A 13332-nucleotide genomic window follows, 5' to 3' on the forward strand; every position below is an offset into this window, starting at 1 on the left:
ATCCGATCGCGCAAGTAAAAAGCAGTCTGCCTGCCTTGCCGGGCAAGGCGTTGGAGGGAGAGAACGGCATGGGCGGGGAGGCGAAACGAGCGACGCGCGCGGCGCATCGTTCGAGAGATCAGAAGGCGCGGCGCGCGGGCCGCGAGCGATGTCGGCGCGCGCGTTATTCGATCTGCCGCGAAATGGGGCGGATCGTCGGGGATTTTGACGAAAAACTGCGCGCGGGCATGAAGTAGCAAGTCGACGAAAGCGGGTTGCGTCGAGACTATGAGAAGATTCTTAAACGAGGCTTAAGCTGCCCCTTTTTTAGATTTTGACTGCTGTTTGAGCGCAATTGCACGCTATTAGCGAAAAATCAGCGCTTCCCGACTTCCAGTGTCTTCGCGTACCCCGTCAACTCGAGATATCCGCGCCCTTTCCCGCCGTCCCCGTCGAGCGTCACCGCGCCTTCCCAATACAGCGCTCCGGTCGAATCGCGCGAGTCGAGTTCCTGATCGTCGATGAGCGGATTCAGCCGCCATCGCATCCCGCCGACGCGCACGTTCATCGCCACCGGATAAACCGTGTTCGTACGCGGCGAGCGCCACTTCCGCTCGGGCGTGAATTCCACGTCATTCGGGCCGAATCGCTGCACACGGCCATCGCGATCGCGCAGCGCGGCGTGCGCCCAGACCGCGTGGCCGTCGCGGGCGCGGACCTTGAAGGCCATCAGCGCGGAGCCGTCGTCGAGATTCGCGCCGAGCCAGTCCCAACCGGCCGCGTCGGACGAAAGCAGCGTGCTCGACCATTCGTGATCGAGCCACGCGCGGCCCGTCACCGCGACGCCCGCATTCGCCTTCCCCGACGCCGATGGCCGCACCACGCTGCCCGTCACCTTCAGTTGCGGTTCGCTGTAGTAATAGCTCGCCTGTTCCGGCGACGGCCCTTTGCGCGAATAGCCGCGCTCGCCCTGGATCATCGGCGGCTGCGTCGGCGTGAATGTGAGATGGAGCGCGAAGCCGGCGGCATCGGCGACGACCGCATAACTGCCGTCCGCCGCGCGCGTCATGTGCCACGCGTCGAGCTTGACGTCGGTGTTGCCTTCCTTCGCGTACGCCAGGCCGAAACCCTGCCGCGCGACGTTCTGATCGTGCACGAGCCGCCCGTAAGCCGGATCGGACAGCGCCGCATGCGCGATGATCAACTGCGACGGATCGAACGCGCTCTTGCCCTGCTTTTTCCCCGTATTCGAGCGAAAAAACGTGATCTGAAACCCCAGCGGCTGATGATCCGGCGTATCGAGCCAGCCGGTCGCGTACCACCATTCCGTGCGATACGGCGGATGCGCGCCGCTGTCCTTCGGCCAGTCGATGGCATGACCCGGCACGACGGGCGCGAACTGCGGCTCGCCGGCGAGCGCGGTCATCGACGAGACGAGCAACGCGAGAAGCAGCGCGCGCATCACCAGTCCTCCCGCACGGCGCGCACCGCATCGACGGACACGGCGCGCCGGCCCGCGAGCACCGCCGTCGCGCACGACGACATCATCATCACGCACGCGATGACGGCGATCATCGTCCAGGGAATGTGCAGCGACATGCTCCAGTGGAACGACTGCGGATTCACGACGAACACGAGAATCAGGCTGATCGCGAAGCCGAGCACGCAGCCCATCGCGATGCCGAGCAGCGTGAGCCAGCCCGCTTCGGACGCGAGCAACGCGAGAATCTGCGCGCGCGTCAGGCCGACGTGCCGCAGCATGCCGAACTCGCGTGAGCGCGCGAGCGTCTGCATCGAGAATGTCGCGCCGACGCCGAACAACCCGATCACGATCGCCACCGCTTCGAGCAAATACGTCACGGCGAAGCTGCGATCGAAGATGGTCAGCGTGCGCGCGCGAATCTCGCCCGGTTGCGAGAATTCGAGCGTGTCGCCGAAGGGCAGCTTTTTGATCGCGTCGATGACCTGCGCCGCGCTCGATCCCGACCGCAACGTGATGGCGATATCGGTCGCGGTCGTATCGCCGGTGAGCCTTCGATAATCCGCGATGCGCATTTGCAGCGCGCCCGTCTGCCGCACATAGTCGCGCCAGATGCCCGCGACGACGAAGCGCTCGCCCGCGCCGCCCACCGGCAAACTCACGCGTTCGCCCACGCGATAGCCGTACAGATCGGCCATCGCTTCCGATGCCCAGACCGGCGTCTCGCCCGCGCGCCATGCGGCACGCGGCAATGCATCGCCGGTCATTTGCAGAGTCGCGCCGGGATCGGCGGCGTCGAGTTCGCGGGCGATCAGCGCGACCGGCGGCTTTGCAGGATCGAGCGTCAGTTTCGACGCGCGCGTAAACGCGGCATGCGCGACGCCGCTCGCCGCGGCGATCTGTGCCTGCTGATCGGGCTGCAAGCCGCCGGTGTCGCCGCTCGACGCCATGCGCACATAGAGATCCGCCGACAACAGATGCGCGAGCCAGTCTTCGACGGACACGCGAAAGCTCGTCACCATGATCGCCATCGCGACGATGAGCGTGAAGCTCGACAGCACGCCGCCCATTGCGATCGATGCCTGCCCCGGCGCATTCGCGAGACGCGCGAGCGCGAGTGTCGAGATGGCGTTGCGCGGTTTCATCGCGCGGCGAAACACGAGTGCGGTGAGACGCGGCATCAGCGCGATGCCGCCGACGAGCAGCATCGCGACGGCGACATAACCGCCGATGGGCGCATCGAAGACGGGCGGCGCCTGCGTCAGCGCCGCGCCGATCGCGAGGCACGCGAGCGCGGGCCACGGCGTGCCGAGCGGCGCGAGCGCGGCCTCTTCGCTGCCGGCCTTCAACGCGGGCGCGGGCCGTGCGCGCGCCGCTTCGAGCGCGGGAACGAGCGTCCCCGCCAGCGCGACGCCAATGCCGAGCGCAAGAAAGATCGCGCTCGCGACCGGCTCGAAGACGACCCGCGGCTCGACACCCGGAAAATATCCGCCGCCGAGATCGCTGCCGAAGAAACGCAGCGCGAGCGCCGCGACGCTAAAGCCGAGCGCGATGCCGAGCACGCCGCCCGCCACGCCGAGCAGCGCACCTTCGAGCATGATCTGCCGCACGAGCAATGCGCGCGTCATCCCGAGCACGCGCAGCATCGCGAATTGCGCGCGGCGGCGCACGACGCCCGCCGCCTGCGTCGAAAACACGAGAAACGCGCCGGTGAAAAGCGCGACCAGCGCAAGCACGTTCATATTGATGCGATACGCGCGCGACAGCCGGTCCGTGCGGCTTTCGACATCGTCGGTTCCGGTCACGACGAGCCGCGCGCCGAGTTCACGTTGCAGCGTCTGCCGGAACGCATCGCGATCGACGCCGCGCGCGAGTTGCAGATCGACGCGGGAAAGCTTGCCCGTCATACCGAAGCGGTTCTGCACGGCGGCGATATCCATCACCGCGATGCGCTGCCCGGGACGCGTGCGCGCGATGCCGCCCGCGACGCGCAGCTTCACCGGCGACGTGCCGCTCTGCAATTCGATGTGCCCGCCATCGCGCGCGCCGAACCATGCGAGCGCGGCGGGCGAAAGGAAGATGGCGTCATCGGCTAAAACATCGAGCGATGCATCCGGCGACGGCACGCCCGTCAGATCCGGCGCGATGCGTTTCGCGCGGAACACGTCGATGCCGAGCACCTTGAGCGGCGCGTTCTTGCCGGGCACGGCGACATCCACTTCGAGCACCGGACTCGCGACCGCCACCCCCGCATGCGTCGCGAGTTGCGGATACACGTTCTCGTCGATGAAAGGCTGGGCGCCGCGCACCTGCAAATCCGCCTGTCCGGACAGACTGCGCGCGGCGGCGGAAAACTCGTTGAACGCCGCGCCGTTGATGAGCTGCACCGCATAGCCGAGCCCAACGCCGAGCGCAATCGTCAGCATGGCGACGAGCGCGCGGCCGCGATGACTGCGCCATTGCGCGCCGAGCAGCCAGCGCGTGAGCGTGTCGAAAAGTCCGCGTGTGACGGCGATATCGCTCATCGTGCGAGCGTCGCTGCGTGCAATGCGCCGTCGCTCAGAATCACGACGCGATCCGCGAACGCGGCCGCCGCTTCCGAATGCGTGACCATCACGGTCGCGGCGCGCGTCGCCTTGGTTTCGGCACGCAGGAGTTCGAGCACTTCGTGCGCGGTCTGCGGATCGAGATTGCCGGTGGGTTCATCGGCGAGCAAGAGGCGCGGCCGATGCACCAGCGCCCGCGCGATCGCCACGCGTTGCAGCTCGCCGCCGGAAAGCTGGCGCGGCATGTCGTCGCCGCGTCCGTCGAGGCCGACCGCCGCGAGCATCTCGCGCGCGGGCGCGGGTGGCATGCCGTTCAGCAAGAGCGGCACCGCGACGTTCTGAAACAGCGTCAGATGCGGCAGCACGTGAAATGCCTGGAACACGAAGCCGAGCTTCTGGCGGCGCAGGCGCGTGGCGGCGTCGTCGGAGAGCGTGGAAATCGATGCGCCGTCGATCAGCACGTCGCCGCTGTCGGCGGTATCGAGGCCCGCGATGAGATTGAGCAGGGTCGACTTGCCGACGCCCGAATCGCCCATGATCGCGACGAACTCGCCCGCGCCGAGCGCGAAATCGAGCGCGTCGAGCACGATGCGGCCGCTGCCGTAGGTCTTCGTGAGGCGGCGGCATTCGAGGGCAGGAGAAACGTCCGGGTCGGCGGGTCGCATGGCTGGGAGGCTGGGCACGATGTTGCGGATGGATTTGCGCAAGCATTGTGCCGAAGTCTCGCGAATTCAGCCGAATCCATGAGGCGCTGAGGGCACTTGAGGCGCTTTAACCCTGCGGCAGTGTGCCCGGCCGGATGTACGCGAACATATGCGCCACATAATCCGGCTTGCCGAGCGGCACGCCGTGATTGCGCAGAATCGCGTACGCGGTCACCGCGTGGAAATAAAACTGCGGCAGACACCAGTCGCGTGCGTATTGTTCGCCGGTCATATCGAAGACGATGCCGTTCGGCAGATCGAGCGCGATCGGCGCGTCGATGCCGGCATCGAGCGCATCGGGCGCGAGGTCCGCGAGAAGCGCGAGCGCGGCGGCGATACACGTCTGCGCATCGGCGAACGTGCCCGGTGCATCGTTCGAATGCGCGCCTTGCTCGCGCACGCGCCGCAACGTCTGCGGCACGTCTTCCGCGCGCAGCCGGTAGACCGGCTCCAGCGCCTGAAAACACGCGAAACGCACCTGCGCGGCGAGCGGGAACATATCGGGGGCGAGTCGCAAGGTCATGAGCGCATCGGCGCTTGCGCCCTTGTCCTGCTGATAGGCGGCGCTCTTGTCGAGCCACGTCGACAGGCCTTTCAGCGTCTGCGCGAAAGCGGGAACGAGAAGACGGGTAAGTTGCATGAAAACGCTCCACGGGTTGAGTCACGCGATCTTATATCGACGCCAGCCCAACCCGTGTCGCGCGAATCATTCGCCGAGCAGACCGAACACGACGACGCCCGTCTTCGTGCCGACGTAGACCTTGCCGTTCGCGACCGTCGGCGAGATGAACTTGTTGTTGCCGAACTGATCGCGCGTGCCCGCCTGATTGCTGTTGTAAAGCTCGTTCGCGAGGTTGCTCGCGTTGTAGGCGTGCAGCACGGCCGTGGGCGTCGTGTTTTCCACGCCCCAGACGATGCCGTTCGTGTTGCCGTTCGCGGAGATGACCGGCGCGAGGCCCGGGAAATTCCAGTTGCCCGCCGGGCTCGTGGTCTGGCTCGACGCGGTCGTGGCCACCACGGCGTTCACGACCGGCAGCGCCTTCAGGTGATCGCCCGCCGGGCCGATATAGATCGTGTTGTTGTAGAACGCGGGCGCCGTGAACACCGGGCCGGTGATCGTCGAGTAGAGCGGCTGGTAGATGTGGTCGGCGTTGGAATCGAACTTGCCCATCGAGTCGCGGTTCACGACGTAGAGCACGCGCGTCTTGCCCCCGCCTATCGCGAGATGCTGCACGTTGCCGTTGATATCGGTGACGTCGGGCAGGACCAGCACGCCGCCCGCGCCGAGGTCGAGATCCTGATTCGACTCCGACACGGTGTTCGACGGCTCGAAGTAATCGGTCACCTGAAGCGCCAGCGTCGATGACGGCGTGACCTTGAGGAAGCCATTGCCGAAATCGTTCTTGATGGGCATTTCCTGCGCGTTGATGGTCGCGTCGAAGGTGCCGTTGCCGTCGAGGAAATAGATCGACGTGCCGTCCGATGCCAGGCCCGCGCCGCCCATCCAGATACCGCCCATTTCGCCGTTGGGCGTGACATTGAGAATGCCCGTCTGCGTGAGCGTGTCCGCGCTGTAGCCGATGACCCAGCCGGTGTAAGGCAAGGCGTCGCAATGCGAACTCCATGCCGTGTACACGACGCCATTCATTAGCAGCAGCGACGCGCGCTCGATGTACTGGCCCGGCGTGAACGGCACGACGCCGTTCACGCTGCCCGAGCCGGTGCCGGGGTACGAGCCGGTGATTTCCGTCGGACCGCCGAAGAGTTCGGCGCCCGTCGCGATGTCGATCGCGTGGATGCGCTGGTGATACGCGCCGCCGCTGTCCTTCGACATGCCGACGACATACATCGCGCCATTCGGCCCGCGCGAACGGTCGATGACCGGCGTCGCCGTGATGCCGATGGTCGGCGTGGTCTGGTCGCAGCCGTGATCGTCGCTCGGGACTTCGCCCGCGCCGAGCGTCGAGATGCGCCAGAGCACGGCACCGGTGTCGGCATCGAAGGCATAGAGGCTCGCGTTCTCGGTCGCGACGTAAAGCACGTTATGCGTGCCGCCCGCGATCGGCACGTTCGCGAGAAAGAGCGGCTGGGCATCGACGGCGCCATCGACGGCATACGTGCCGATCTTGCCGAACGTCGCCGAGTTGACATTGGCGAGCGTGAGGCGCGTCTCGGCGAGTTGCTGCGCGGTGCGGCGGATGTCGTTGTGATACGTGGTGACATCCATTGGCGTCGATGCGGAGGGCGAGCTGGTCGCGGGCGAACTCGAAGAGGACGGCGCGCTTGCGCTGGCCGGCGCGCTTGCGTTCGACGGCGCGCTCGCACCGCTCGCACCGGTCGCCGACGATGCCGCCGAAGGGCTCGACGCGGCAGCCGGACCGGAAGCCGACGACGCGCCGCCCGATGAGGTCGCGGAGGGATCGGAGCTGGAGCTTCCTCCGCTGCACCCGCCGACGATTGCTGCGATTGCGACTGCGATCACGCCAACCGATAAGTGCCCTTTCATGTGCGAAATCTCCGTTTCAGGAGGGGCCGGCCCAGGTGCAGTCGCGATTATTGTCTGCAACGGCTTAACACGGGGGCGGTCGTCTGCTGAACGCTAGGATTTGGCGGAATCGTCGGCGGGCTTTATGTATCAGTCAGACGAATACCGGAAATTGAGCGGAAAAACACGGACGATCGGGCATAAAGCGCCGACACCTGAGCAGGACTGCGAGCGAACCCGACAGGCACATTACGACTCAGGACAGGACTCGATCCGCAGCGGCATTTTTTATTTGAGGTCTTGCCCGATTCCCAGCGGTTTTCGAGGTGAGACGCAAATGAAACGCTTGACCACACAGGTGATGTGCCACCCGCTCGTTGCACTCGCAGCGCTCTACGTGACCGATTTGCTGATGAGATCCGACTCAGGACTCTCCGGCGCGATCTTCGTCGTCGCGGCGCGATCGATATCGAAATTCGTCGACGCCATGCGCAGTAAAGCCGGTACCTGACGCGCGCCATCCATGAAACTTAAGCGTTCACCGGGAAAACGTAAAAAAGCTTAAATCGGTTAAGGCGACAAAAATTGAACGGTTACGCTTACCGAAAAGGAAATGAAGGCAAACGGCAGATTTGCCTCGCCTATAAACAGGGAACCTGAGAGAACAATGACCCAACCGGATGACGTGATCTATAAAGGGCACGTATTGAGCGCGATCGCCATATCGGAGCGTGACGGATATGCGGCCATGCTCGTCGTGCGCGATCCCTGCGGCACGCGCCGCTCGAGCGGCATGCTCGGCGAATTCACAAGCGCGAGCGGCGCCGTTCGCTATGCCGTCGCTTATGGCATGGCCGAAATCGATCACCGGCAGTCAGCGCAGCACCCGCGCTGGTCCGCCGCCGCAAGCATGAGCCAGCAACGCTGAACTCTCCGGCGCGTGACGCGGCGCGCAAGCCGCTCGCGCCTTTCGATCATCCCGACCAGTCAAACCTATGATCATCTATCATCGGGGAGCGGCTTTTCAGCCCTCCGCCACGCGTGTAGGCAATGCGTTTGTCGCAACCGCAAAGATTCTCGAAGAGGACGGCCATGCAACCTCGCTCGGCAATCTCGGCGCGTTCGCCAGCAAGGACGGCGCGCTCGGTTTCGCAGTCCGCTGCGCGACCGCCTTCATCGACGGTGACGAACTGCCGTTGCCGCCTTTCCAGTTGACGAGGCAATAGCGGCGCAACGCGTCGACGTTGCGTGCGCCCCTGGCCATAGCAACGATGACCGCGACCCGACCCGACGACCCGCACGCCCCATTGCCGCCTTCGCTGCCGACGGACACGCCTTTCCGCCTGCTCGTCGAAGCGGTCGAAGACTATGCGATCTTTCTGCTCGACGCCTACGGCCGCGTCGCGACGTGGAACAACGGCGCGCGCAGGATCAAGGGCTATGACGCGAGCGAGATCGTCGGCCGTCACTTTTCCGTGTTTTATCCGCCCGACGCCATCGCGGCGCGCAAGCCGCAGCAGGAGCTGGAGATGGCGGCGCGCGCCGGGCGCGTCGAGGACGAAGGCTGGCGCATCCGCAAAGACGGAAGCCGCTTCTGGGCCAACGTGGTCGTCACCGCGCTGCACGATCCGCAGGGGACATTGATCGGCTTCGCCAAGATCACGCGCGACATGACCGACCGCTTGCGGCTCGCGGAACTGCAACATGCGCGCGAATTGTCGGCGCATGTGCAGAGCGCGCTGGAAAACGAGCGCGCGTCGATCTCCCGCGAATTGCACGACGATCTCGGCCAGCAGCTCGCCGCGCTGAAGATGCAGGTGTCGATACTCCGGACCGGCGCGGCGGACGCGCATGTCGTGCAGCAGGCGCTCGCGCAGATCGATACGATCATCGGCTCCGTGCGGCGCATCTCGGCGGGCCTGCGCCCGCCCGTGCTCGACGACCTCGGGCTTTTCGCCGCCATCGACTGGCTCGTCTGCGACTTTCGCCGCCGCTTCGACCTCGCGATCCGTCTGGATATCGACGGCGACGAGGACGGACTCGACACAGCCGCGTCCACGTCGATTTTCCGGCTCGTGCAGGAGGCGCTCACGAACGTCGTGCGTCACGCGCACGCGAGCGAGGTGCGCATCTCGATCGTCTGCGCGCGCTCGCGCTGCATTCTGACGATCGAAGACGATGGCCGCGGCGCCGATATTACGCGTGCCCGTCCGGACGGCACCTTCGGCCTGCTCGGCATGGGCGAGCGCGTGCGCCAGCTCGGCGGTGCAATCGAGTTTCGCAGCGCGCCGGGCGAGGGATTTTCCATCCGCGCGGATATTCCGCTTCCCGGACCCGCCCGCGACGAACCTTGACCTGAGTCAAACGCTCGGGCGCGCCTGTCCGTAGACTCGATCGCACGTCAGCGCCAACACATCGAATCAGGAGGCCGCCATGTACAAGCGCATTCTCGTGCCTATCGACGGCAGTCCGACTTCCCTGCACGCGCTCGACGAAGCGATCCAGATCGCACTCGCGAACAAGGCGCAGATGCAGCCGCTTTTCGTCGTGGACATTCAGCCCGTCAGCTACGACGCCACGAGCGCGTTCTATCCCAGCCTGCGCGACGCGCTGCTCGAAGAAGGTCGGCGGCTCGCGGCGACGGCCGCCGATCGCATGACGCAAGCCGGCGTCGAAGGCGTCCCGCGCGTCTGCGAAGTCGATTATCTCGGCGACGACATCCCGCAGCGCATTCGTCATTGCGCCGACGATTTCCACGCCGATCTCGTCGTCATGGGCACACACGGGCGGCGCGGATGGCGTCGTCTCGTGCTCGGCAGCGTCGCCGAAGGATTCGTGCGCCGCGCGCGCTGTCCCGTTCTGCTGGTGCCGGGCAGCGAGACTGGCGAACCGCACGCGTGAACGGATCGCTCAGGCGCGGCTTGAAGAAGACTGGGCGCGCGCCTCGCGGAAGCGGAAAAATCCGCTGCGCAGCATGACCGACGTGCCGCCGACGCGGCTCAGAACGTGCTCGGCGGCGCCTTCGATCGATGCGCGATGGCTCTCGAACGCCTGCTGCAGATCTTCCTCGCGCCATGACGCCGCGCCGAAATGATCCTCCAGCGCCTCGGCGGAAATGGTGCATTCGATCGGCTCGCCATCCGCGAACGCGGCGAACGTGAGCGAAGGGGCATCGCCCTGATAGACGGGCGGCTGGGTCGGAAACGTGATGATCATGCCGATACCTCGTGGACCGTGGATGCGAACATATCCACTCAGTCTTGGACACCGATGCGCGGCGCGTATTGATCTGGATCAAGACGCCTGCTTCGCGCGCGTGAGCATGACCGGGCACGTCGAGCGTCGTACGAAGGCTTCCGCGACGCTGCCGAGCGCCACCCGGCGAAATCCGGTGCGGCCGTGCGTGCCCATCACGACGAGATCCACCGGCATCTGCTCCACGCGCCGCTGCAGGCATTTCGCGATGGTGTCGGTCACGTTGCGCGTCTCGGCCAGCTCCGTTTCGCACGCGATGCCCGCGTCGAGCACGCGAGCGTACGCGATGTCCAGCGCATGCCCGCTTTCCTCGCGCACATCCACGCGGTACGCCGCCGGAAATGACGAAAGCGCGGCCACATCGATCACGGAAACGATATAAATCTTCGCGCGCGCGCCTATCCGGATCGCTTCGTCGAGCGCGCGTTCCGAGCATTCGCTACCGTCTATCGCGACAAGAATCGTGTGGTACATGGTTGTATCGGCATGCACGCTCGCCGTTCACGCCGCCCACGTCAGTTTGTCGATGCGCACGAGCTTGCGTTCGATGCGCCCCAAGGAAACATCGATCAGCCGGTCCGCCATCCTCATGTCATTTCGATAATGACCTTCAGCGCGTTCGTTTCCGCCGCACGGCCGAAGGTGTCGTACGCGTCGAGCGCGCGCGCGAGCGTAAAACGGTGCGTGATGAGCTGCTGCGGCTGCAGCCTGCCCGCGCGCACGGTCTTGAGCAGCATCGGCGTGCTGACGGTGTCGACGAGACGCGTCGTGATACTGATATTACGATCCCACAGCGATTCCAGATGCAGATCGGCCTTCACGCCGTGCACGCCGACATTCGCGATCGTTCCGCCCGCCGCAACGATCCGCTGGCACAGCTCGAAAGTCGCCGGAATGCCGACCGCCTCCACCGCGCAATCGACGCCCGCGCCATCGGTCAGACGCATGATCTCGGCGACCGCGTCCGTGCTCTCGATGTCGATGCATCCGCTCGCGCCGAACGTGCGCGCGATTTCGAGCCGATGCCGGTCGCGATCGATCATCACGATCTGCGCCGGCGCATAGAACTGCGCGGTGAGCAGCGCCGCGAGACCGATCGGCCCCGCGCCGACGATCGCAACCGTGCTGCCCGGCTGCACGCGGCCGTTGAGCACGCCGCATTCGAAACCTGTCGGAAGAATGTCGGAGAGCATGACGAGCGCCTCTTCCTCGACGCCCGCCGGAATCGGATAGAGGCTAGTATCAGCGTGCGGAATGCGGACGTATTCGGCCTGCGTGCCGTCGATCTTGTGGCCGAGAATCCAGCCGCCCGTCGCGCAATGCGAATACATGCCGCGCCGGCACGCCTCGCACTTACCGCACGACGAAATGCACGAAATCAGCACGTGATCGCCCGGCTTGAACGCGGACACGGCCGCGCCGGTTTCTTCGACGATTCCCACGCCTTCATGGCCCAGCACGCGGCCCGGCTCGCAGGTCGGGACGTCGCCCTTGAGGATATGCAGATCGGTGCCGCAGATGGTCGTGCGCGTCACACGAACGATCGCATCGGTTGCGGCGGCAAGCGCGGGGCGCGGCCGCTCGTCGAGTGATTTGTTGCCGGGACCGTGATAGACAAGTGCCTTCATTCGCGAACTCCTTGCGTGGCGCACGACGACGTGCATGACCGCGCCCAGCGTATCGCGATGGCCGCCGCGTCCAGTTGATCTGAGTCAAGGGAAGTGCGGCGACGCTTCCTTAGACTCGGAGCCGGTCCATGCTCAACCGACTCGGGGAGTCATCGATGACTTACAGGACGATTCTCGTGCACCTCGATACGAGCGCGCGCGCCCATCCTCGGCTGGAAACCGCGTTGCAACTCGCGAAACAGTTCGACGCCTATGTGATCGGCCTCTACGCGGTCTTCGAACCGAACGCGCGCGCCTTCAATGTCATGGCAGGCTCCGCCGGCTATTACGACGAGTACGCCGCCATGCGCCGCGAACGGGCCAACGCGCTCGAACGGCTCTTTCACGCGGAGCTGAACCGCGCGGGCGTGTCGGGCGAATGGCTCGCGCCGGGTGGCGGGGCGGATCGTGCGGTGCCGCATCACGCGCGTTGCGCCGATCTCGTGATCGTGGGCCAGGACGATCCGGGCGATGCCGAATCGTTCATCGGCGAAGGCTTTCGCGAGCATCTGATCCTGTCGGCGGGACGTCCGGTGCTGCTCGTGCCCTACACGGGCTCTTTCGCCGCCGTCGGCCAGTTTCCGATGATCGCGTGGGATGGCGGACGCGAAGCCGCGCGCGCTGTCCACGACGCATTGCCGTTGCTGAAGGCGGCCGGGCGCGCGACCATCGTCACGCTCGATGTGCACGCCGGCGACGCGCGCGGCGAGCGCAGCGCGGGCGGCGATATCGCGGCGTGCATCGCGCGGCATGGCGTCGAAGTCGAGATCGTGCCGGGCGTGGCCGGCACAGAGGCATCGGCGGGCGATGTGCTGCTATCGCGCGCGGCCGATCTCGGCGCGGATCTCGTCGTGATGGGCGGCTATGGTCATGCGCGTCTGCGCGAGCTCGTCCTGGGCGGCGCGACGCGCACCTTCCTCGAATCGATGACCGTGCCCGTGCTGATGTCGCATTGATACGGCCCCGGCCTACCGCGCGTACCATGAAAATATCGACTATCGAGGAGAAGCCATGAACGCGGTATGCCCGCTGCACGGGCCGACGACCATCATCCGCACGAACGCCTATGGCTTTCCGGTCTATGCATGCTGTTGCGACGACGTGCCCTATGTCACGCCGCCCGACGCCTGCACGAGAGCGCCGACGCAGCGCGGCGCGCCCGTCGAGCCGCGCAAGTCCCGGCAGCCGGAACCCGCGAAGGAATGACACCGGGCGC

General features: G+C 65.7%; 17 protein-coding genes. 9 read left to right on the forward strand and 8 right to left on the reverse strand.

Features of this window, described 5'->3' with window-relative positions:
* Positions 1-35 precede the first annotated feature (35 nt).
* Positions 36-236 (forward strand): hypothetical protein, encoded by a 201-nt coding sequence (locus AWB76_RS41520; RefSeq protein ID WP_167357737.1) that lies wholly within the window; start codon positions 36-38, stop codon positions 234-236.
* Between the two features lie 119 nt (positions 237-355).
* On the opposite strand, the gene AWB76_RS07940 is transcribed toward AWB76_RS41520, so the two are convergent.
* The 5 genes from AWB76_RS07940 to AWB76_RS07960 all read right to left on the reverse strand — a co-directional run bounded on the left by AWB76_RS07940 (position 356) and on the right by AWB76_RS07960 (position 6936).
* Positions 356-1441, reverse strand: coding sequence for a lipocalin-like domain-containing protein (locus tag AWB76_RS07940; RefSeq protein ID WP_061159588.1), 1086 nt, complete (start codon positions 1439-1441; stop codon positions 356-358).
* A complete protein-coding gene (locus AWB76_RS07945; protein WP_061159589.1) occupies positions 1441-3984 on the reverse strand; it encodes an FtsX-like permease family protein in 2544 nt (847 codons plus the stop codon). The genes AWB76_RS07940 and AWB76_RS07945 overlap by 1 nt, the downstream gene beginning before the upstream one ends.
* Positions 3981-4670: an ABC transporter ATP-binding protein gene (locus AWB76_RS07950; protein ID WP_061159590.1), complete on the reverse strand. Its 690-nt coding sequence runs from the start codon at positions 4668-4670 to the stop codon at positions 3981-3983. The genes AWB76_RS07945 and AWB76_RS07950 overlap by 4 nt, the downstream gene beginning before the upstream one ends.
* A gap of 106 nt (positions 4671-4776) precedes the next feature.
* The gene (locus AWB76_RS07955; RefSeq protein WP_061159591.1) at positions 4777-5349 is read right to left on the reverse strand and encodes a DUF1993 domain-containing protein; all 573 of its coding nucleotides are present in this window, start codon (positions 5347-5349) and stop codon (positions 4777-4779) included.
* A gap of 66 nt (positions 5350-5415) precedes the next feature.
* Positions 5416-6936, reverse strand: a complete 1521-nt coding sequence (locus AWB76_RS07960; protein ID WP_244173261.1) for a PQQ-binding-like beta-propeller repeat protein — start codon at positions 6934-6936, stop codon at positions 5416-5418.
* Between AWB76_RS07960 and AWB76_RS42040 the strand changes: the two genes are divergently transcribed.
* The 6 genes from AWB76_RS42040 (at position 6923) to AWB76_RS07980 (ending at position 10095) form a co-directional block, all read left to right on the forward strand.
* The gene (locus AWB76_RS42040) at positions 6923-7312 is read left to right on the forward strand and encodes a hypothetical protein (RefSeq protein ID WP_244173262.1); all 390 of its coding nucleotides are present in this window, start codon (positions 6923-6925) and stop codon (positions 7310-7312) included. The genes AWB76_RS07960 and AWB76_RS42040 overlap by 14 nt on opposite strands.
* A 27-nt stretch (positions 7313-7339) precedes the next feature.
* Entirely contained in the window at positions 7340-7705 is a 366-nt protein-coding gene (locus AWB76_RS40750; protein ID WP_157696079.1) for a hypothetical protein, read from the forward strand.
* A 156-nt stretch (positions 7706-7861) separates the two neighbouring features.
* The gene (locus AWB76_RS07965; RefSeq protein ID WP_061159593.1) at positions 7862-8122 is read left to right on the forward strand and encodes a hypothetical protein; all 261 of its coding nucleotides are present in this window, start codon (positions 7862-7864) and stop codon (positions 8120-8122) included.
* A 67-nt stretch (positions 8123-8189) separates the two neighbouring features.
* Positions 8190-8420: a hypothetical protein gene (locus AWB76_RS07970; protein ID WP_061159594.1), complete on the forward strand. Its 231-nt coding sequence runs from the start codon at positions 8190-8192 to the stop codon at positions 8418-8420.
* Positions 8421-8465: 45 nt separating this feature from the next.
* Entirely contained in the window at positions 8466-9548 is a 1083-nt protein-coding gene (locus tag AWB76_RS07975; RefSeq protein WP_061159595.1) for a PAS domain-containing sensor histidine kinase, read from the forward strand.
* 79 nt (positions 9549-9627) lie between these two features.
* Positions 9628-10095, forward strand: coding sequence for a universal stress protein (locus AWB76_RS07980; protein WP_061159596.1), 468 nt, complete (start codon positions 9628-9630; stop codon positions 10093-10095).
* A 9-nt stretch (positions 10096-10104) separates the two neighbouring features.
* Here the strand turns inward: AWB76_RS07980 and AWB76_RS07985 are convergent, their stop codons facing one another.
* The 3 genes from AWB76_RS07985 to AWB76_RS07995 all read right to left on the reverse strand — a co-directional run bounded on the left by AWB76_RS07985 (position 10105) and on the right by AWB76_RS07995 (position 12077).
* Complete coding sequence (locus tag AWB76_RS07985; RefSeq protein WP_061159597.1) at positions 10105-10410, reverse strand: DUF1488 family protein; 306 nt, start codon at positions 10408-10410, stop codon at positions 10105-10107.
* A 78-nt stretch (positions 10411-10488) separates the two neighbouring features.
* A complete protein-coding gene (locus AWB76_RS07990) occupies positions 10489-10923 on the reverse strand; it encodes a universal stress protein (RefSeq protein ID WP_061159833.1) in 435 nt (144 codons plus the stop codon).
* Between the two features lie 113 nt (positions 10924-11036).
* The gene (locus tag AWB76_RS07995; RefSeq protein ID WP_061159834.1) at positions 11037-12077 is read right to left on the reverse strand and encodes a zinc-dependent alcohol dehydrogenase family protein; all 1041 of its coding nucleotides are present in this window, start codon (positions 12075-12077) and stop codon (positions 11037-11039) included.
* A 155-nt stretch (positions 12078-12232) separates the two neighbouring features.
* Here AWB76_RS07995 and AWB76_RS08000 point away from each other — a divergent pair, with 155 nt between their 5' ends.
* Positions 12233-13072, forward strand: a complete 840-nt coding sequence (locus AWB76_RS08000) for a universal stress protein (RefSeq protein ID WP_061159835.1) — start codon at positions 12233-12235, stop codon at positions 13070-13072.
* Positions 13073-13127: 55 nt separating this feature from the next.
* Positions 13128-13322 carry a hypothetical protein gene (locus AWB76_RS08005; RefSeq protein WP_061159598.1) on the forward strand — a complete coding sequence of 65 codons (195 nt, stop codon included), beginning with the start codon at positions 13128-13130 and terminating at the stop codon, positions 13320-13322.
* Positions 13323-13332 lie beyond the last annotated feature (10 nt).

Source organism: Caballeronia temeraria (genome assembly GCF_001544795.2).
Taxonomy (GTDB): Bacteria; Pseudomonadota; Gammaproteobacteria; order Burkholderiales; family Burkholderiaceae; genus Caballeronia; species Caballeronia temeraria.